At 71.1% G+C, this 20381-nt stretch carries 18 protein-coding genes; 8 read left to right on the forward strand and 10 right to left on the reverse strand.

The window, feature by feature from the left end:
- Window positions 1-194 precede the first annotated feature (194 nt).
- The 8 genes from fusA to ACK4TH_RS03160 all read right to left on the reverse strand — a co-directional run bounded on the left by fusA (window position 195) and on the right by ACK4TH_RS03160 (window position 7405).
- Window positions 195-2297, reverse strand: a complete 2103-nt coding sequence (fusA, locus tag ACK4TH_RS03125) for an elongation factor G (protein ID WP_409622559.1) — start codon at window positions 2295-2297, stop codon at window positions 195-197.
- A 96-nt stretch (window positions 2298-2393) separates the two neighbouring features.
- Complete coding sequence (gene rpsG, locus ACK4TH_RS03130) at window positions 2394-2864, reverse strand: 30S ribosomal protein S7 (RefSeq protein WP_068607662.1); 471 nt, start codon at window positions 2862-2864, stop codon at window positions 2394-2396.
- A gap of 183 nt (window positions 2865-3047) precedes the next feature.
- Window positions 3048-3425 (reverse strand): 30S ribosomal protein S12, encoded by a 378-nt coding sequence (gene rpsL / locus ACK4TH_RS03135; protein ID WP_068607664.1) that lies wholly within the window; start codon window positions 3423-3425, stop codon window positions 3048-3050.
- Between the two features lie 104 nt (window positions 3426-3529).
- Entirely contained in the window at window positions 3530-4702 is a 1173-nt protein-coding gene (locus tag ACK4TH_RS03140) for a D-alanyl-D-alanine carboxypeptidase family protein (protein WP_409622882.1), read from the reverse strand.
- A gap of 107 nt (window positions 4703-4809) precedes the next feature.
- On the reverse strand, window positions 4810-5445 hold the full coding sequence (locus ACK4TH_RS03145) for an alpha/beta hydrolase (protein ID WP_409622564.1): 636 nt from the start codon (window positions 5443-5445) through the stop codon (window positions 4810-4812).
- Between the two features lie 21 nt (window positions 5446-5466).
- Window positions 5467-5826 (reverse strand): (2Fe-2S) ferredoxin domain-containing protein, encoded by a 360-nt coding sequence (locus ACK4TH_RS03150; protein WP_409622567.1) that lies wholly within the window; start codon window positions 5824-5826, stop codon window positions 5467-5469.
- On the reverse strand, window positions 5823-6965 hold the full coding sequence (locus ACK4TH_RS03155) for a VanZ family protein (RefSeq protein ID WP_409622570.1): 1143 nt from the start codon (window positions 6963-6965) through the stop codon (window positions 5823-5825). Before ACK4TH_RS03155 ends, ACK4TH_RS03150 begins: the two co-directional genes overlap by 4 nt.
- 11 nt (window positions 6966-6976) lie before the next feature.
- Complete coding sequence (locus ACK4TH_RS03160) at window positions 6977-7405, reverse strand: CopD family protein (RefSeq protein WP_409622573.1); 429 nt, start codon at window positions 7403-7405, stop codon at window positions 6977-6979.
- A 58-nt stretch (window positions 7406-7463) separates the two neighbouring features.
- Here ACK4TH_RS03160 and ACK4TH_RS03165 point away from each other — a divergent pair, with 58 nt between their 5' ends.
- From ACK4TH_RS03165 to ACK4TH_RS03185, 5 genes are all read left to right on the forward strand, one after another.
- Window positions 7464-8444, forward strand: a complete 981-nt coding sequence (locus tag ACK4TH_RS03165; protein WP_409622576.1) for an SMP-30/gluconolactonase/LRE family protein — start codon at window positions 7464-7466, stop codon at window positions 8442-8444.
- 90 nt (window positions 8445-8534) lie between these two features.
- Window positions 8535-9686 (forward strand): glycolate oxidase subunit GlcE, encoded by a 1152-nt coding sequence (glcE, locus tag ACK4TH_RS03170; protein ID WP_409622579.1) that lies wholly within the window; start codon window positions 8535-8537, stop codon window positions 9684-9686.
- A gap of 3 nt (window positions 9687-9689) precedes the next feature.
- Complete coding sequence (gene glcF, locus ACK4TH_RS03175) at window positions 9690-10964, forward strand: glycolate oxidase subunit GlcF (RefSeq protein WP_409622582.1); 1275 nt, start codon at window positions 9690-9692, stop codon at window positions 10962-10964.
- A 13-nt stretch (window positions 10965-10977) separates the two neighbouring features.
- Window positions 10978-11364, forward strand: coding sequence for a CidA/LrgA family protein (locus tag ACK4TH_RS03180; protein ID WP_409622585.1), 387 nt, complete (start codon window positions 10978-10980; stop codon window positions 11362-11364).
- Entirely contained in the window at window positions 11361-12119 is a 759-nt protein-coding gene (locus ACK4TH_RS03185) for an LrgB family protein (RefSeq protein WP_409622588.1), read from the forward strand. Before ACK4TH_RS03180 ends, ACK4TH_RS03185 begins: the two co-directional genes overlap by 4 nt.
- Window positions 12120-12157: 38 nt before the next feature.
- Here the strand turns inward: ACK4TH_RS03185 and ACK4TH_RS03190 are convergent, their stop codons facing one another.
- Window positions 12158-13174 (reverse strand): Bug family tripartite tricarboxylate transporter substrate binding protein, encoded by a 1017-nt coding sequence (locus ACK4TH_RS03190; protein ID WP_409622591.1) that lies wholly within the window; start codon window positions 13172-13174, stop codon window positions 12158-12160.
- Window positions 13175-13227: 53 nt separating this feature from the next.
- Window positions 13228-14511: a lysophospholipid transporter LplT gene (gene lplT / locus ACK4TH_RS03195; protein WP_409622595.1), complete on the reverse strand. Its 1284-nt coding sequence runs from the start codon at window positions 14509-14511 to the stop codon at window positions 13228-13230.
- Between the two features lie 147 nt (window positions 14512-14658).
- Between lplT and alr the strand changes: the two genes are divergently transcribed.
- The 3 genes from alr to ACK4TH_RS03210 are packed head-to-tail and all read left to right on the forward strand — an operon-like array spanning window position 14659 to window position 20318.
- A complete protein-coding gene (gene alr / locus ACK4TH_RS03200) occupies window positions 14659-15825 on the forward strand; it encodes an alanine racemase (RefSeq protein WP_409622598.1) in 1167 nt (388 codons plus the stop codon).
- 55 nt (window positions 15826-15880) lie between these two features.
- Entirely contained in the window at window positions 15881-16984 is a 1104-nt protein-coding gene (locus ACK4TH_RS03205; RefSeq protein ID WP_409622601.1) for an efflux RND transporter periplasmic adaptor subunit, read from the forward strand.
- 40 nt (window positions 16985-17024) lie between these two features.
- Entirely contained in the window at window positions 17025-20318 is a 3294-nt protein-coding gene (locus ACK4TH_RS03210; RefSeq protein WP_409622604.1) for an efflux RND transporter permease subunit, read from the forward strand.
- Window positions 20319-20381 lie beyond the last annotated feature (63 nt).

Consider the following 20381-nt stretch of genomic DNA (forward strand, 5'->3'; position numbering starts at 1 on the left):
GTCTTGCCATGGTCCACGTGACCAATCGTGCCCACGTTGACGTGCGGCTTGGTCCGCTCGAATTTTTCCTTTGCCATTGCAGTTTCCTTGCATCAAAGAACAGCGCCCGTGCGGGTTTAACGTCTGGGGCACGGTCCCGCCACGGGCAGCGGGACCTCCCCCTGGAGCGGGGTGCCCAAGACCAAAGGGGTGGCTTACTTCGCGCGCGCGGCGATAATGGCTTCCTGCACGTTGCGCGGGGCTTCGCTGTAGTGCTTGAATTCCATCGTGTAGGTCGCGCGGCCCTGCGACATGGAGCGCAGCGTGGTGGAGTAGCCGAACATCTCGGACAGCGGCACCTCGGCCTTGATGACCTTGCCACCGCCGGGCAGGTCGTCCATGCCCTGCACCATGCCGCGGCGGGACGACAGGTCGCCCATCACGTTGCCGGCGTATTCCTCCGGCGTCTCGACTTCCACGGCCATCATCGGCTCGAGGATGACGGGCTGGGCCTTCTTGCAGCCTTCCTTGAAGCCGAAGATGGCGGCCATCTTGAACGCCTGTTCGGACGAGTCCACCTCGTGGTACGAACCGAAGTGCAGCGTGACCTTGACGTCGACGACCGGGTACCCGGCCAGCACGCCGGTCTGCAGCGCCTCTTCGACACCCTTTTGCACCGCCGGGATGTACTCGCGCGGCACCACGCCGCCCTTGATGGCGTCGATGAACTCGAAGCCCTTGCCCGGCTCGTTCGGTTCGATCTTGAAGACGACGTGACCGTACTGGCCCTTACCGCCCGACTGGCGCACGAACTTGCCTTCGGCCTCGTCCACCGAACCACGGATGGTTTCGCGGTAGGCGACCTGGGGCTTGCCGACGTTGGCCTCGACGCCGAACTCGCGCTTCATGCGGTCGACGATGATCTCCAGGTGCAGCTCGCCCATGCCGGCGATGATGGTCTGGCCGGATTCTTCGTCGGTGTAGACGCGCAGCGACGGGTCTTCGGCGGCCAGGCGCGACAGCGCGATGCCCATCTTCTCCTGGTCGGCCTTGGCCTTGGGCTCGACCGCCTGCCGGATCACCGGCTCGGGGAACACCATGCGCTCCAGCACGATCGGGGCGGCCGGGTCGCACAGGGTTTCACCGGTGGTGACTTCCTTGAGGCCCACGCAGGCGGCGATGTCGCCGGCGCGGATTTCTTCGATCTCCTGGCGGTTGTTGGCGTGCATCTGCACGATGCGGCCGATGCGTTCCTTCTTGCCCTTGACCGAGTTGAGCACCGTATCGCCCTTGCGCAGCACGCCCGAGTACACGCGCACGAAGGTGAGCTGGCCCACGAACGGGTCGCTCATCAGCTTGAACGCCAGGGCAGAGAGCTTTTCTTCGTCGCTGGCCTGACGGGAGGCGGGCTGCTCGTTGTCGTCGGTGCCGGCCACCGGCGGAATGTCCACCGGCGAGGGCAGGAACTGGATGACCGCATCCAGCATGCGCTGCACGCCCTTGTTCTTGAAGGCGGTGCCGCACAGCATGGGCTGGATTTCCACCGCGATGGTGCGCTGGCGCAGGCCGGCGATGATCTCGTCCTCGGTCAGCTCACCGGTCTCGAGGTACTTGTTCATCAGCTCTTCGCTGGCCTCGGCCGCGGCCTCGACCATCTTTTCGCGCCATTCGTTGGCCTGGTCGACCAGCTCGGCCGGGATCTCGCGGTACTCGAACTTCATGCCCTGGGAGGCCTCGTCCCAGATGATGGCCTTCATCTTGATGAGGTCCACCACACCCTGGAAGTTGTCCTCGGCGCCGATGGGGATGACGATGGGCACCGGGTTGGCCTTCAGGCGCAGCTTCATCTGCTCATAGACCTTGAAGAAGTTGGCGCCGGTGCGGTCCATCTTGTTGACGAAGGCCAGACGGGGCACCTTGTATTTGTTGGCCTGGCGCCAGACGGTCTCGGACTGGGGCTGCACGCCACCGACCGCGCAGTACACCATGCAGGCGCCGTCGAGCACGCGCATGGAGCGCTCCACCTCGATGGTGAAGTCCACGTGGCCCGGGGTGTCGATGATGTTGAAGCGGTGCTCGGGGTAGTTGAGGTCCATGCCGCGCCAATAGCAGGTGGTCGCGGCGGACGTGATGGTGATGCCGCGCTCTTGCTCCTGCTCCATCCAGTCCATGGTGGCAGCGCCGTCGTGCACCTCACCGAGCTTGTGGTTCACGCCGGTGTAGAACAGAATGCGCTCGGTCGTGGTGGTCTTGCCGGCATCGATGTGCGCCGAAATGCCGATGTTGCGGTAACGCTCGATGGGCGTGGTACGTGCCATGAGAAAACTCCGATTTTGGATGGGCGAAGCCCGCCGACCTCGTGCAGTGCGGTGGCGGGCTTGGGGTTGAGGTCGCGGCCTGGCGCTCGGACGGCGTCAGAAGCGGAAGTGGCTGAACGCCTTGTTGGCCTCGGCCATGCGGTGGACCTCGTCGCGCTTCTTCATGGCGCCGCCACGGCCTTCGGTGGCCTCGATCAGTTCGTTGGCCAGACGCAGGGCCATCGACTTTTCGCTGCGCTTGCGCGCGGCCTGCTTGACCCAGCGCATGGCCAGGGCCTGGCGGCGCACCGGGCGCACTTCGACCGGCACCTGGTAGTTGGCGCCACCGACGCGACGGGACTTGACCTCGACGAGGGGCTTGACATTGTTGAGCGCGGTCGAGAAGACCTCCAGCGGGTCTTTGCCGGTCTTCTTCTCGATGTGCTCGAGCGCGCCATAGACGATGCGCTCGGCGACCGCCTTCTTGCCGCTCTCCATGACGACGTTCATGAACTTGGAGAGCTCGACATTGCCGAACTTGGGATCCGGCAGGATTTCGCGTTTAGGGACTTCGCGACGACGTGGCATGGTTTGTTCCTTTTTGCTTCAGTTGGCACCCAGGTGCCCCGAGGGCCATCGGGACCCTCACTTACTCGACCACCGGCACCCCTACGGCTGCTGCGGTCACACTGCCGGAGGCCCGCCAGCCAGGCATTCCGACACCGAGGCGTGACAGCCGCATGACGGCCGCGCACGCGCGACATGCACCGATCAGGCCTTCTTGGGCCGCTTGGCGCCGTACTTGGAGCGGGCTTGCTTGCGGTCCTTGACGCCCTGCAGGTCCAGCGAGCCGCGCACGATGTGGTAGCGCACGCCGGGCAAGTCCTTCACACGGCCGCCGCGCACGAGCACCACCGAGTGCTCTTGCAGGTTGTGGCCTTCACCGCCGATGTACGAGATGACCTCGAAGCCGTTGGTCAGGCGCACCTTGGCGACCTTACGCAGCGCCGAGTTCGGCTTTTTGGGCGTCGTGGTGTAGACGCGGGTGCACACGCCCCGCCGCTGGGGGCAGTTCTCCATCGCCGGGCTCTTGGACTTGGTCTTCTCGACCGTCCGCCCGTGACGCACGAGTTGGTTGATGGTTGGCATAACGTCCCTAAACGTCAAAGAAAACGATTCACCCTTCGGACGAATCCGAAAAGCCCGCTACTGTAACACGCGCTGGGGCTGGGCGCAATGGCTGGACGGCGCGCTCAGCGGATCCAGAGGCGCAGCGCGCCCCACAGCCGCCCCAGCAGCCCGGCCTCGTCGACGGTCTCCAACACGACCAGCGGCACTTCGGCGACGGGCTCGCCCCCCGCGGAGAGCACGCGCAGCGTGCCCAGCGGCTGGCCTTTTTGCAGCGGCGCGACCAGCGGGTCGGGGCGGACCACCTCGGTGCGCAGACCCTTGGCCATGCCGGCGGGCACGGTGACCACCACGCCCTCCGGGCGGCCGAGCTTGACCTCGCTGGCGCGGCCCTTCCAGACCGCGGGGGTGGCGATGGGCTGGCCCGGCGCCGACAGCCGCACGGCGTCGAACGCGGTATAGCCCCAGTTGAGCAGTTTCTGGCTTTCGGCGGCGCGGGCGTTTTCGCTGGCCGCCCCGAGCACGACGCTGATCAGGCGGCGCTGCCCCGCCGCCCCCTCGCCCAAGCCCGGCACGGACCGGCGCGCCGTGGCCACGAGGCAGTAACCCGCCGCGGCGGTGTGCCCGGTCTTGAGCCCATCCACGGTGGGATCGCGAAACAGCAGCAGGTTGCGGTTGGTGTCGTTGGCCGCAGGCGTGCCGGGGTAGCGGTAGCGCTGGATGGCGTAGTACCCCACGTACTCGGGGAAGTCGCGCATCAGCCGCATGGCCAGGGTGGCCAGATCGCGCGCGGTCGTGGTGTGCCCCGGGGCGGTGAGCCCCTCCGGATTCTGGAACTGGGTGCGCGTCAGCCCCAGGGCCTTGGCCTGTCGGTTCATCAGCTCGACGAAATGCTCCACGGTGCCCCCAACGCCTTCGGCCAGGACCACCGTGGCATCGTTGCCCGACTGCACGATCATGCCCTTGAGCAGATCCTCCACCGGAATCTGGGCATTGGGGGTGATGAACATGCGCGAGCCGGGCATGCGCCACGCCCGCTCGCTGACGACGAGCTTTTGGTCCAGGGCCAGCTTGCGCGACTTGAGCGCATCGAACACCAGATACGCCGTCATCAGCTTGGTCAGCGAGGCCGGCTCGACCGCTTCGTCCGGGTCCTTGGCGGCGAGCACCTGGCCGCTGGTGGCGTCCAGCAGCAGCCACGCCCGCGCAGCCACCTCCGGCGGCTGGGGCGCCTGGGCATGCGCCAGCCCCACGCCCAGCGCCCAGGCGCACAGCGCAACGAGGACGCCCCCGCCCAGACGACGCAGCCGGTGCAGACCGGCACGGATGGCAGTGAACGGCAAACACAACGCAACGACGGACACGACGGAAAACCCTCCAGGCCACCCGCGGCGGGGGCGGCGGATCACAGCGCGCGCAGATGGCGCACGACCAAGGACTTGAGCAACGGCAGACGCCCGTGGAAGAAGTGTTCCCCCCCGGGCACGACGGTGATGGGCAGCCCCTGCGGACGCGCCCAGTCGAGCACCGCGGCCAGCGGCACGGTGTCGTCGACCTCCCCATGAACGACCAGGGTACGCGCATGGAGTTCCGCATCCAGCGCGGGGAGGGTGAAGCGGCTGGCGGCCGGGGCCACCAGCGCCAAGGTGTGCACGGGCCGCTGCGCACCCAGGCGAGCGGCCGCGGCAGCGGCCACGTAGCCGCCGAACGAGAACCCGGCCAGCGCGAGCGGGACGGCATCGTCCGCGCACGCCCCCACCACCGCCAGCAGGTCGTCGACCTCGCCCACGCCGTGGTCGTGCGCGCCCGCACTGCCCCCCACACCACGGAAGTGGAAGCGCACCGCCACCCAGCCCTGCTGCACGAAGGCGCGGGCGAGCGTTTGCACCACCTTGTTGTGCAGGGTGCCGCCAAACAAGGGGTGCGGATGGGCAATCACTGCGACACCGCCCCCCGGGCGGGGCACGGCGGGGCGGTCGATCGCCAGCTCCAGCGGGCCGACCGGCCCGGGAATGGAGGACGACTCGGTGTGGGCGTTCATCGGCGGGGCTGCACTGCGGCGTCAGCGCCCCACGTCGGGAGGCAGGCGCAACCGCTCGACGGCAACCCCGTCGCGCAGGTGCGAGGTGACGATCTCGTCGATGTCGGCAAGGTCCACATAGGTGTACCAGACCCCTTCCGGGTACACGACCGCCACCGGCCCGCCGGCACAACGGTCCAAGCAGCCCGCCTTGTTGACCCGCACCTGCCCCGGACCGGCGAGCCCGAGGGCGCGCACCTGCGCCTTGCAATGATCGAACGCCTGCTGCGCGCCGTGGCGGGCGCAACAGGCCTCGCCGTTGGCCCGGTCATTCAGGCAGAAGAAAATGTGGCGGCGGTAGTAAGGCGGCGGCGTGGCCGCGTCGTGCGTGGCATCGGTCATGGGCGGCGATTGTAGGGCGCCCCTTCGCTGCGGCGCAGGGCCAGCCGGGCGGCCGCGGCCAGGGCAGCCCAGGGCCAGAGCCAACCCAGCCACTGCGACAGCCCGTGAAAGCGACTGAAGCGCCCCTGCTCCCACGTCTGCAACCATTCCCCCAGGTAGGCGGGGTCGGGCACGCGGTTGAGCAACCCGAGCATCAGCCCCCCGGCGAGCACGGCCAACAGCGCCGCGGCGCGCGAGCCGAGCGGCAGAGCAAACAGCGACATCGCCGCGGCCGCCGCCAACCCCAACTGCGTGGGCGGCGTGAGCCACGCCCAGGCGTGCGGCGGGCCGAAGGTCAACACGGCCGACAGGGCCCCGCTGCCCCAGGCCACCGCGCCGAACAGCAGGGCAAAGAGGCTGCGCTGCCCGATATGGCGTACGCTGGCATAGCCCAGCAGCACCGGCAACCAGAGACTCAGGGCGACCAGCAGCGCTTCGGTCAGGGGACTGGGCGCGGCCAGCGGCGGGCTTTGCGGCAGCCACGCCTGCAACGGCGAGCCCTCCGCAGCCCGCCAGAGCGCCGCCTCCAGCCGCGGCCAGAACTGGCCGGTGCCAAACGGCACGGGCGTGGGGTACAGCACGGCCAAGGGCCACAGGAGCAACACCGCCCATGCCCACTGCCCCCCCGGCTGCTGCCAGCGGGCGCGAAACTGCGCCCACGACCCGAGCACCCGCCAGCGCAACATCGCCGTGGCCCCGACCGCGCCGAGCAGCGCCCCCAGGGCATTGAGCAGGGCATCCGCCTGCGACGGCACGCGCTGCGGCAGGTAGGTCTGGGTGGCCTCCATGACCAGCGACAGCAGCGCCGGCCCGACGACGCCCAGCACCGGCGCGCCCCGCGGCCACCCAGCGCGGGCCAGGGCTACGGTGAGCAGCGCCCCGAGCGGCATGTAGCCCAACAGGTTGGCGATGACGTCGAAGCGGGTCCAGTACCGCGGCCAGGGCGCGGACAGAAAGGCCCACGGCGCCACCCCCTGCACCCGCCAGCCCTCGAACGGAAACAGGCTGGCATAGACGACCAGCACCGTGTAGCAGCCCAGCAAGGGCCAGGCCAGCGACAAGCTGCGCGCACCGGGGTGGGGCGCGGAGGTCGGCCTCACCGCCACCGGGCTCAGAAGGGCTTGACGACCACCAGCGCCACCGCCCCCAGCATCAGCAGCACCGGTACCTCGTTGAACCAGCGGTACCACCGGTGACCATGGCGGTTGGTGCCGGTCTCGAAGCGGCGCAACAGCCGCGCGCAGGCGTGGTGGTAGCCAATGAGCAGCACCACGATCGCCAACTTGGCGTGCATCCAGCCGTTGCCCGGCCCCAGACCGATGCCGTAGCCCAGCCACAGCCACAAGCCCAGCGCCAGCGCGGGCACCGCCAGCAGCGTCATGAAGCGCAACAGCTTGCGCGCCATCAGCAGCAGCCGCTCACGCTCGGCCGGGCTGTCGGCCGGCACCATCGCCAGGTTGACGAAGATGCGCGGCAGGTAGAACAGCCCGGCAAACCAACTGGCGATGAAGACGATGTGAAAGGTTTTGACCCACAACATGGCCCGCAGTGTATGCCAGAGGCTGCGCCGCCCGCAGCGCATGGCATAAGATCGGCGCATGGCTACGACCCCTCCCCCTGATGCCGACGGCGATGCCGCCGGGATGGGCGGCTGGACCTGCCTGACGCCGCCGGTCTGCGCCCATGGCGAATCGCCCGTCTGGCGCGGGCTGGAGGATCGGCTGTACTGGATCGACGCCGGCTTGCAGCGGCTGTGGCGGCTGCACGTGCCCAGCGGCCGCAGCGAGTTCCGGGAGCTGCCCCAGACGCCCGGGGCCCTGGTGCCCTGCCGCCGCGGGGGCTGGCTGATCGCGCTGCGCGACGGCATCTACCACCTGTCGGACTGGAACCTGCCGCTGGAGCGCATCGCCGACGCGCCCCACGACACGCGCCGGGTGTGCTTCCACGACGGCAAGTGCGATCCCTGGGGGCGCTTTTGGGTGGGCAGCAGCGTCGATGCCCGCGACCGGCCCGACGCTGCGCTGTACTGCCTGCGCGCGCGCGACCGGCAGCGGCCGGAGCTCGCGCTGATCCAGCCCGGCGTTTACACCTCCAACGGGCTGGCCTGGGCGCCCGACGGCAAGCTCCTGTACTGGGCCGATTCCCACGGCCACGCGGTGTACACGCTGCCGATGGTCTCGCCCGGCCAATGGCCGCCGGTGCTGGGAATGCGGTTGCTGCTCAAACGGTTCGATGCACGCCCGGTGGGCTGGTGCTTCGAGCAAGCCCAAGGTCAGGGATACGGGGGCCGTCCGGATGGCGCGGCCATCGACAGCGCGGGCAACTACTGGGTGGCGATGTTCGAAGGGGCGCGGGTGCTGTGCCTGAGCCCCAACGGGCAGATTCTGGCCGACTGGCCCGTGCCGGCGCAGTGCCCGACCGCGGTGTGCTTTGGCGGGCCGGACCTGCGCACTGTGTTCGTCACCACGGCCCGGCAGCGCCGATCGGCCGCCGAGCTGGCGCACTCCCCCCACAGCGGCGCCGTGTTTGCGCGCCGGGTGGATACCCCCGGTCTGCCCCCGGCCACGTATTGGGACTGATGGGACGGACGGGGCCGGCACAGACCGGCTCAAGCTTGCCGTTCAAAAAGTTCACGCCGGCGGCGCCCGTGCGGGCTACCATTGCCGCCCATGGCCGACGATACCCCCTCTTTGCCCCCCAGCGACGGCGCAGCGGATGATGTGCTGCGCGCTTGGGCCGCGCGCATCCGCGCCGCGGTGGCCGATCGCCGCCCCTTGCGTCTGCGCGGCGGCGGCACCAAGGCGTTCTACGGCGAACCCATCGCCCCCGAGGCCGAGGTCGTGGACACGCGCGCATACGCCGGCATCCTGAGCCACGAGCCGACCGAGCTGGTGATCACGGCCCGCTGCGGCACCCCGCTGAGCGAACTGGAGGCCGCCCTCGCCCGCCACGCCCAGTATCTGCCCTTCGAGCCGCCGCACTTGGGCGCGGGGGCGACCGTCGGGGGCATGGTGGCGGCCGGCCTGGCCGGCCCGGCGCGCGCCGCCGTGGGGGGCGTGCGCGACTATGTGCTGGGGGCGCGGCTGCTCAACGGCCGGGGCGAGGACTTGGTCTTTGGCGGCCAGGTGATGAAAAACGTCGCCGGCTACGACGTCAGCCGGGCGCTGGCCGGCAGCCTCGGCACACTGGGACTGATCACGGAGGTCTCGCTCAAGGTCCTTCCCCGCCCGGCTGGGGAAGCCACCCTGCAGCTGCCCCTGCGCGCCGACGCGGCCCTGCAGCATCTGGCGCGCTGGCGCGCCCAGCCGCTGCCGCTCAACGCCAGCCGGTGGCAGGACGACGCGGGCGGCACCCTGCTGCTGCGGCTGCGCGGCGCGGCCGCAGCGGTCGAGACGGCCTGCCATCGGCTGTTGGCCGAGGTGGGGGGGGAGCGGCTCGATCCCGCCACCGCCCAACGCGAATGGGCGGCCACCCGCGAGCAGACGTTGCCCTTCTTCGCCACTCCACCGTCGCCCGCCCATGGACTGTGGCGGCTGTCGGTGGCGCCCACTGCCCCCGTGCTGGCGCTGCCCGGGCCGACGCTGGTCGAGTGGTTTGGCGCACAGCGCTGGGTGTGGGCACCGCTGGATGCTGCGGATACCCTGCGCGCCATGGCCAGTCAGGCGGGCGGGCATGCGACGCTGTTTCGGGCCCCGGCCGCGACGCCACAGGCGCGCGGCCGCTTCACGCCGCCCGAGGGCCCCTTGCGCACGCTGCAACAGCGCGTGCGAACCGCGTTCGATCCGCACGGCGTCTTTCAGCCGGGCGTCTGGGGATTTTGATCCATGCAAACCCGACTCGCTGCCGAGTTTTTGAGCACACCCGACGGTCAGACGGCCGACGCCATTCTGCGGCGCTGCGTGCACTGCGGCTTTTGCACCGCCACCTGCCCGACCTATCAACTGCTGGGCGATGAGCTGGACGGACCGCGGGGGCGCATCTATCTGATCAAGCAGGTACTCGAGGGTGCCGAGCCCACCCGGGCGACGCAGCGGCACCTGGACCGCTGCCTGACCTGCCGCAACTGCGAAAGCACCTGCCCGAGCGGGGTGGAGTATGGCCATCTGCTGGACATCGGGCGCAAGGTGGTCGAAGCGCGCGTGCAGCGGCCGGCGGGCGAGCGGGCGGTGCGCTGGCTGCTGCGCGAAGGGCTGACCTCGCCGCTGTTCGGTCCGGCGATGCGGCTGGGACAGGCCGTGCGCGATCTGCTGCCCGCCCCGCTGCAGGCCAAGGTGCCGGCCCGACGCGACGCCGGCGCGTGGCCGCAGACACCCCGGCCGCGCCGCGTGCTGATGCTGGCCGGCTGTGTGCAGCCGGCGATGATGCCCACCATCAACGCCGCGACGGCGCGCGTGCTGGACGCCGCGGGGATCCAGACCGTGGTGGCGCCCAAGGCCGGCTGCTGTGGTGCCATCCGATTCCACCTGGACGACCAGGTGGGAGCGCTGGACGACATGCGCGCCAACATCGACGCCTGGTGGCCCTGGATCGAACCCACCGATGGCAGCCCCGGCGTCGAGGCGATCGTCATGAACGCCTCGGGGTGCGGCGTGATGGTGAAGGACTACGCGCACGCACTGCGGCACGACCCGGCCTATGCCGACAAGGCACGCCGGGTCAGCGACCTCACACGCGACCTGAGCGAGCTGCTGCCCGATCTGGTACCCGCCTGGCGGCAGCGGCTGGGCGACGGCTTGCCCGCATCGGCGCCCCGGCGGCTGGTGTTTCACCCCCCCTGCACGCTGCAGCACGGCCAGAAGCTGCGCGGCGGCGTGGAGCGGCACCTGGGCGAGCTGGGCTTCGAGGTCACGCTGGCGCGGCAGGAGTCGCACCTGTGCTGCGGATCGGCCGGCACCTACAGCGTGCTGCAACCGACGCTGAGCCGCCAGTTGCGCGACCGCAAGCTGGGGCACCTGGAAGCGACCGCCCCCCAGACGATCGTGTCGGCCAACATCGGCTGCATCACCCACCTGCAAAGCGGCACCTCCACCCCGGTGCGCCACTGGGTGGAGGTGGTGGACGAGGCCCTGGCCGCCAGCCCTGCACGGACCCCGGCCTAGCGCACCGCCCGCCATGCTGCCCGCCCTGACCGCCCTGTTGACCTTGCAACTGGCCGGGGAGGTGCTGGTGCGGATGCTGGGCTTGCCCATCCCGGGCCCGGTGCTGGGCATGGCGCTGTTGCTGGCGCTGCTGATGGCGCGCCCGGCCTGGCGCGACGCCCTGCAGCCCACCACCCAGGGCCTGCTGCAGCATCTGTCGCTGCTGTTCGTGCCGGCCGGGGTGGGGGTGGTGCAACACCTGCAGCGGCTGGGGGACGAGGCCGTGGCCATCGCCGTCGCGCTGGCGGCCGGCACCTGGATTGGACTGGCGGTGACCGCCTGGACGGTGCGCGCCCTGCTCCCGCGCGAGGGGAAGCCGCCCGCGCCACCCGCGACACCAACGCCCGGAGGCCCCCGGTGAACGCCGCCGCGGCCGCCCTCGACGGCACCCGCCTGGGCGAGATCTGGGTCTACCTGTCCGCCTCCCCGCTGCTGGGGCTGACGATCACCTTGCTGGCCTACGGCGTGGCGCACCGCCTGTTCCTGGCCTGCGGCGCGCACCCGCTGGCCAACCCGGTGGCCATCGCCGTCGCGCTGATCGGGGGGCTGTTGACCTTGACCGGCACCCCCTACGCCACCTATTTCGAAGGGGCGCAGTTCGTGCACTTTCTGCTCGGTCCGGCGACGGTGGCGCTCGCCGTCGCCCTGCACACGCAGTGGCCGCTGCTGCGGCGCACCTGGGCGCCGCTGGTCGCGGGACTGGTGGCCGGGGCGCTGGCCGCGGCGGTCAGCGCCGTGGCCCTGGGCTGGCTGCTGGGGGCCAGCCCGCAGACCCTGGCTTCGCTGGCCCCCAAGTCGGTGACCACGCCGGTGGCCATGGGCATCGCCGAACGCCTGGGGGGGCTGCCGTCCTTGACCGCGGTGCTGGTCGTGGTCACCGGCATCTGGGGCGCGGCAACGGCGCGCTGGCTGTTCGATCGGCTGGGCATCGCCGACCCGATGGTGCGCGGCTTTGCCCTGGGCGTCACGGCCCACGGCATCGGCACCGCGCGGGCCTTTCAGGTCAGCCCGACGATGGGCGCTTTCGCCGGACTGGCCATGGGACTGGCGGCCCTGTTCAACGCCCTGGCCTTGCCCTGGCTGATGCAGGGCCTGCTGGCGCTGCTGGCCCGCTGAAGCGGGGGGTCCAGACTCTGCGGCGCGCCCCGATGCGCTCACTGCGCGCGGATGCCGTTGCGCTCGATGATCGCCTTCATGCGCGCGGTGTCCGTGCGCACGCGCTGGACCAGTCCCTCCGGCGCCGTGCCGGCCACCTGCCAGCCCTGGGCAAACAGCTTTTGGCGCACCTCGGGCCGCCGCACGATCTCGGCCAGCGCCGCGGCCACGCGCTGGATTTGGGCCGCGGGCCAGGTCACCGGCGCGGCCACGGCGTTCCAGATTTCCAGATCGAACCCGCGCAGGCCCAGCTCCGCCAGGCTGGGCACCTGCGGGGCCAGCGTGCTGCGTCCCGGGGAGGTCACCCCCACCGCCCGCAGCCGGCCCGCCTGCACCTGCGGCAGCGCCACGCCGGGCGGCAACAGGGCCACCTGCACATCGCCCTGGATCATGGCCGTGACCACCTGCGGATTGCCGGGATACGGCACATGCACGGCGCGCCAGCCCGCGGCGGCCTTGAGCATCTCCATCCCGATGTGGGCGACCGTGCCCGCCCCCGGGGTGCCGTAGTTCCAGCGGTCCCCCGCCTCACGCCCCGCGGCCAGGACCGCCACGGGCTCGGCCGGCAGCCGAGTCGAGGCGGTCAGCACCAGTGGCGCGGTGCCGACCAGCGACACCGGCGCCAGGTCGGTCAGCGGATCGTACGGCGTAGCAGGGTTGAGGATCTTGGCGATGGTCAGATTGCCATTGATCATCAGGCCCATGGTGTGGCCATCGTGGGCGCGCGCCACCTGCTCCGCGGCGATGTTGCCACCCGCGCCCGGGCGGTTTTCCACCACCACGGGCTGGCCGAGCACCTGGGCCAGCGGCTCGGCCAGGGTGCGTGCGGTCAGATCGGGCGACGAGCCGGGCGGGAACCCCACCAGCAGGCGCAGCGGCCGCGACGGCCAGGCGCCGGTTTGGGCGTAGCCCGCGGCCGGCGCGGCGAGCGCGGCCACCCCCAGCGCCGCCGTGTGCAGCCAGGCGCGGCGGGACAACGATACCGACGGATGGGAAGGTGAACGGGGTGGAACCATGGCGGAGTCTCCTCGGATGCTGGGGTGGCGTCGACGACCGTCCGCGGAGCTGCTCACCCATGCAGGTCGTCGCGGCGGGCGATTTCGAACAGGCGGGTCAACTCGTGCGAATGGTGGCGCAAATTGTGCCGGTGCCAGCGCATGATCAGCACCATCACCCCGGCCACCAGCAGGCCGAACGCGGTGATGGCGCCGAACGCCGACAGCCCCGCGCCGGTGGCGGCGCTGTACAGGAACCCGAGCCCCAGGATGCAGGTCTGCTCGTTGAAGTTCTGCACCGCGATCGAGCGGCCGGCGCCCATCAGGTTGTGACCGCGGTGCTGCAGCAGCGCGTTCATCGGCACCACGAGAAAGCCCCCCAAGGCCCCCAGCAGCACCAGAAACGGCGCGGCCACCCAGACGTCGCGGATGAGCACCATCAGCACCACCAGAAGCCCCATCGCCACGCCCAACGGCATCACGCGCGGGGCCTGGTCGATGCGCATGCGCACCGAAGCCACCACCGCTCCCACCGCCGTGCCGACCGCCACCACGCCGACGAGGCTGGAGGCCTGCGTGGTGTTGTAGCCCAGCGCCGCGGCCGCCCAGGCCAGCACGATGTAGCGCAGGTTGCCGCTGACGCCCCAGAACAGCGTGGTGGTGGCCAGCGAGATCTGGCCCAGATGGTCGCGCCACAGGCGCAGGTTGCAGCGCCAGAAATCCGGCAGCAGCGCCAGCGGATTGGACGGCAGGTGGCGCAGCGGCGCGGTGGTGCGCGGGATGCGCAGGTTGAACGCCGCCGCCAGCCCGTACACCGCCACCAGGCCGACGATGGCGAATTCCGCCGCCGAGGGCAACCAGGCGCGCAGCCACGCCGCCTCGTGCGCCGCCAGCCACGCCACCACCGTGGGCGAGACGAGCTGCCCGCCCAGCACGACGCCGAGGATGATGGAGGCGATCGTCAGCCCCTCGATCCAGCCGTTGGCCTTGACCAGCTGCGACGGCGGCAGCAGCTCGGTGAGGATGCCGTACTTGGCCGGCGAATACGCCGCCGCGCCCAGCCCCACCAGGCTGTAGGCCAGCAGCGGGTGCACGGGGGTCAGCATCAGCACGCAGCCCACCACCTTGATGGCGTTGCTGAGGAACATGACCTGCCCCTTGGGCCGCGAGTCCGCGAACGCCCCGACCCACGGTGCCAGCAACACATAGAACAGCGCGAACATCGGCACCAGCGCGGCGGCCTGCCACTCCGGCGCGCCGCGGCTGCGCAGCAGCTCCACCGCCACCACGAACAGCGCGTTGTCGGCCAGCGAGCTGCAGAACTGCGCCGTCATGATGGTGTAGAAGCCGCGCTTCATGGGGACGAAATATCCGAAAAAGCCTCGAATCGGGGGTGCGCGCACCGCCCGCCTGTGCGAAAGTCGCGTCTGGCGCAGGGTGCGCGGTTTATAGCATGCGCCTGCGCCGTCCCCCATCCGCCAATTCCCGTTTTCCCTTTGCTTGCCATGCCCCGCCCGATCCTCGCCACCGTGCACCTGGATGCCCTGCGCCACAACCTGCAGCGCTGCCGTGCCGCCGCCGGCGACGCGCGCGTGTGGGCGGTCGTCAAGGCCAACGCCTACGGCCACGGAATCGAGCGCGTCTGGCCGGCGCTGCGCGGCGCCGACGGCTTCGCGCTGCTGGACCTGGCCGAGGCCGAGCGGCTGCGCGCGCTGGGCTGGCGTGGGCCGATCCTGCTGCTGGAGGGCTGCTTCGAGCCGCGCGACCTCGAGACCTGCTCGCGCCTGGATCTGTGGCACGTCGTGCACACCGAGGAGCAGATCGACTGGCTGGCGGCGCACAAGACGCACCAGCCGCACCACGTCTTTCTGAAGATGAACTCCGGCATGAACCGGCTGGGCTTTCGCCCCGAGGCCTACCGCGCCGCCTGGGCGCGGCTGCAGGCGCTGCCGCAGGTCGGCGAGATCGGGCTGATGACGCACTTTTCCGACGCCGACGGGCTGCGCCACGGACGCGAGGGCGTGCTGCACCAGGTGGACGCGTTCGTGCGCGCCACGCGCGACCTGCCCGGCGAGCGCAGCCTGTGCAACAGCGCCGCCACGCTGCGCCACGCGCTGCGGCTGCGTCTGGGCGCGGACGGCGCAGCGTTGGCGGCGGACTGGGTGCGCGCCGGCATCGCGCTCTACGGCAGCGCGCCCGACCATCCGGCGCACACCGCCGCCGAGTGGGACCTGCAGCCGACGATGACGCTGGCCAGCCGACTGATCGCCATCCAGCCGGTGGCCGCGGGCGAAACGGTCGGCTACGGCTCGATCTACACCGCCCCGCGCGCGCTGCGCATCGGCATCGTCGCCTGCGGTTACGCCGACGGCTACCCGCGCCACGCCAGCCTGTCGCAGGATCACGGCGCCCCGGTGCTGGTGCGCGGCGTGCGCACGCGGCTGGTGGGCCGCGTCAGCATGGACATGCTGGCGGTAGACCTGACCCCGGTGGAGGCCGCCAGCGGCCCGTGCCACGTCGGCGACGAGGTGGTGCTGTGGGGGCGCAGCGCAAGCGGCGCGGTGCTGCCGGTGGACGAGGTGGCGCAGGCCGCCGGCACCATCGCCTACGAGCTGCTGTGCGCGGTGGCGGCGCGTGTGCCGTTCGCCGTCGACGGCAGCGACATCCCCTAGCCCTTGTACTCCCGGGGGTATGACGCTATACTCGAGCCCAATGGAGGATCAAGCCATGGATCGACGCACAACGCCCATCCCCCCGCTGGCCCGCCGGCGCTGGCTCGGCGCGGCCGTTGCCACTGCCCTGCTCGGCGGCGCATGCCTGGCACCCGTCTGGGCGCAGGGCGATACCGGCGGCCCGCGCGTGCCGGTGGCCGAGGTCGCCCGCCGTCCGGTCGGCCAGGCACTGCTGCTGGATGCCACGATCGAAGCGCAGCAGCAGGCGACGCTGGCGGCCCAGGCCAGTGGCCGCATCGTGCAGCTGCACGTCAAGGCCGGTGACCGCGTGCGCGCCGGCCAGGTGCTGGCGGTGATCGACGACCGCGAGACCAGCGCCGGTGTGCAGCGCGCCGGCGGCGCGGTGGCGCAGGTCGAAGCCGAGCTGCGCAACGCCGAGGCGCACGCCAAGCGCACGCGCGAGCTGCGCGCGCAGGGCTTCGTGTCGCAGGCGGCGCTGGACACCGCCGAGGCGCAGGCCGCCGCCGCGCGCGCCGCGCTGCAACAGGCCAAGGCCGCGCAGTCGCAAGCCGCGCTGGCGCAGGGCTTCACGCGCCTGACGGCGCCGTTCGACGGCTTCGTGCTGGCCACGCACGCCGAGGCCGGCGATCTGGCCGCGCCGGGCCGCCCGGTGCTGACGGTGTACGCGCCGCAGCCGTTGCGCGCCACCGTGCATGTGCCGGCGTCGCAGTCGGCGCTGGCGGAGCGCGCGCAGCGCGTCGAAGTGCGGCTGCCGGACGGCCGCTGGGTGCCACCCAGCGGCCGCAGTCGCCTGCCGGCGGCGGATCCGGTGGCGCAGACGGTGGAGTGGCGTCTGCCGCTCGCAGCCGCCGATGCGCAGGGCGTGCTGCCCGGCCAGGCGGTCAAGGTGCGCTTTGCCGCTGGCAGCGACGAGCGGCTGGTGGTGCCGGCCAGCGCCCTGCTGCGCCGCGGCGAGCTGACCGCGGCCTATGTGGCGGCGCCGGCCGGGGCGCCAGCGGGCTTCGTGCTGCGCGCGGTGCGCACCGGCGCCGACCACGGCGAGGCCGGCATCGAGATCCTGTCGGGCCTGCAGCCGGGCGAGCGCGTCGCGCTCGATCCGGTGCGCGCCGGGCTGCGCGGTGCGCAGCCGGCGCAGTGATCGGCCATCGTCCCCTTCCCCGCATGCAGGAGAACGGCCGATGAACGCCGAACCCCAAACTACCCCCACCGGTACCCAGACCGAACGGCTGGGCATTTCCGGCGTGATCGCGCGCGCCTTCCAGGCCAACGCCATCACGCCGCTGCTGGCGCTGGTGGCGCTGCTGCTGGGCCTCTTTGCGGTGCTGGTCACCCCGCGCGAGGAGGAGCCGCAGATCAACGTCACGATGGCCAACGTGCTGATCCCGTTTCCCGGCGCCTCCGCCGCGGACGTGGAGAAAATGGTGGCGCAGCCCGCCGAGCACGTGCTGTCGCAGATCCACGGCATCGAGCACACCTACAGCGTCTCGCGCCCCGGCGTGGCGGTGCTGACGGTGCAGTTCAAGGTCGGCGTGCCGCGCACCGAGGCGCTGGTGCGCCTCTATGACGTGCTCAACGCCAACCAGGACTGGCTGCCGCAGGGCCTGGGCGTGCTGCCGCCGATCGTCAAGCCCAAGGGCATCGACGACGTGCCGGTGCTGGCCGCCACGCTGTGGAGCCCCGCCGGCAAGAGCGCGTGGGAGATCGAGCGCGTCGCGCACGCCATCGAGACCGAGCTCAAGCGCGTGCCCGGCACGCGCGAGGTGCAGACCATCGGCGGCCCGGGGCGCGCCATCCACGTCTGGATCGAGCCCGAACGGCTGCGCGCGCGCGGCGTGCCGCTGCAGGCCATCCACCAGGCCATCGCCGCCGCCAACCAGGCCATGCCGTCCGGCACCGTGGCGCAGCCGCGCCAGCAGCCCGGCGAGCCGGGCCTGCTGACAGTGGAGACCGGCGAGTTCCTGAAGAGCGTGCAGGACGTCGGCGACATCGTGGTCGGCGTGCACCAGGGCCGCCCGGTGTATCTGCGCGAGGTGGCGCGCATCGAGGAAGGCGCGCAGCTGCCGCGCCGCTATGTCTGGCACACGCCGGGGCCGGCGGCCACGCTCCCCGAAGGCGCGCAGCCCGGCCAGGCTTACCCCGCCGTGACGGTGATCGTGACCAAAAAGCCGGGGGAAAACGCGGTGGACGTCGCGCGCGCCGCCACGCAGCAGCTGGAGCGCCTGCACAACACGCTGATCCCGGACGGCGTCGAGATCACGATCAGCCGCGACTACGGCGCCACCGCCGCCGACAAGGCCAACAAGCTGATCAGCAAGCTGATCTTCGCCACCGGCAGCGTGATCGTGCTGGTCGGGCTGGCGCTGGGCCGGCGCGAGGCCGCCATCGTCGGCGTGGCGGTGATCCTGACGCTGACGGCGACGCTGTTTGCCTCGTGGGCGTGGGGCTTCACGCTCAACCGCGTGTCGCTGTTCGCGCTGATCTTCTCGATCGGCATCCTGGTCGACGACGCCATCGTCGTGGTGGAAAACATCCACCGCCACCGCCAGCTCACGCCGCAGGCCACGCTGCTGGAGATCATCCCGCGCGCGGTCGATGAGGTCGGCGGGCCGACCATCCTGGCGACGCTGACGGTGATCGCCGCGCTGCTGCCGATGGCCTTCGTCACCGGCCTGATGGGCCCGTACATGAGCCCGATCCCGATCAACGCCAGCATGGGCATGGCGATCTCGCTGGCGGTGGCCTTCACCATCACGCCGTGGCTGGCGTGGAGGCTGATGGGCACGCACGGCGCCGGCCACGCGGCGCACGGGCCGTCCAAGCTCACGCGCGGGCTGCAGACCTTGTTCACGCGCGTGCTGACGCCGTTCCTGGAGAGCGCGCGCCACCGCTGGCTGCTGGCGCTGGGCGTGGCGGCGGGCCTGTTCCTGTCGGTCGGGCTGGCGGTGGTGCAGGCGGTGATCCTGAAGATGCTGCCGTTCGACAACAAGAGCGAGTTCCAAGTGGTGCTGGAAATGCCCGCCGGCACGGCGCTGGAAGACACCGCCGCCGCGCTGCAGGACATGACGGCGTTCCTGGCGCAGCAGCCGGAGGTCACGCACGTGCAGGGCTACGCCGGCACCGCCAGCCCCATCACCTTCAACGGGCTGGTGCGGCAGTATTACCTGCGCGCCGACGCCGAGCAGGGCGACCTGCAGGTCAATCTGGCCGACGCCAAGCACCGCCACGAGAAGAGCCATGCCATCGCGCAGCGCCTGCGCCCGGGGCTGGAAGCGATCGCGCGTTCGCACGGCGGCCGCATCAAGGTGGTGGAAGTGCCGCCGGGGCCGCCGGTGCTGTCGCCGATCGTCGCCGAGGTCTATGGCCCGGACGAGGCCGGCCGCGCCGAACTCGCCCGCCGCGTGGCCCAGGCGTTTGCCGACACGCCCGACATCGTCGGCATCGACACCACGCTGAAGGAGGAGGCGCCGCGCGTGTTCCTGCGCCTCGAGCGCGCGCGCGCCGAGAGCCTGGGCATCCCGGCGCAGGTGATCGCGCAGACGGTCTACACGGCGCTGTCCGGCAGCGACGCCGCCTACCTGCACGACGGCCACGCCAAGTTCGCGGTGCCGGTGCGGCTGCAGCTGCCGCGCGAGCGCCAGGTCGGGCTGGAGGCGCTGCTGGCGCTGCCGCTCAAGGCCGCCGACGGCCGCATGGTGCCGCTGTCGGAACTGGTGCGCGTCGAGCGCGGCGTCATCGACCCGCCCCGTTTCACCAAGGACCTGCTGCCGGTGGTCTACGTGCTCGGCGACATGGCCGGCAAGACCGACTCGCCGCTGTACGGGATGTTTGCCATCCGCAGCCGGCTGGCCGAGGCCGCGCTGCCCGACACCGGCGGCCTGGGTGAGTACTGGATCCGCCAGCCGGCCGACCCGTGGCGCGAGTACGCGATCAAGTGGGACGGCGAATGGCAGGTGACGTACGAGACCTTCCGCGACATGGGCGCGGCCTACGCGGTCGGGCTGGTGCTGATCTACCTGCTGGTGGTGGCGCAGTTCCGCAGCTACCTGACGCCGCTGATCATCATGGCGCCGATTCCGCTGACGATGATCGGCATCATGCCGGGCCATGCGCTGCTGGGCGCGCAGTTCACCGCCACCAGCATGATCGGCATGATCGCGCTGGCCGGCATCATCGTGCGCAACTCGATCCTGCTGGTGGACTTCATCGAGCTGGAGACCGCCAAGGGCATGCCGTTCAAGGAGGCCGTGATCCAGTCCGCCGCGGTGCGCGCGCAACCGATCGCGCTGACGGCCCTGGCGGCGATGCTGGGGGCGTTCTTCATCCTGGACGACCCGATCTTCAACGGCCTGGCGGTGTCCTTGATCTTCGGGATTGCCGTCTCCACCTTGCTGACGCTGGTGGTGATCCCGGTGCTGTACTACGCCGTGTACCGGCGCCGCCACGAGGCACCGGGCGCGCCGCGCCCCGCCTGAGTCCCGTTTTGCTGAAACTGTCGTTTTGCTGAAATTATCATTTCCCCCCACCCTGTCCCAACC

Origin of the sequence: Tepidimonas sp., from assembly GCF_046292505.1 — a bacterium.
In the GTDB taxonomy this organism is placed as follows: domain Bacteria; phylum Pseudomonadota; class Gammaproteobacteria; order Burkholderiales; family Burkholderiaceae_C; genus Tepidimonas.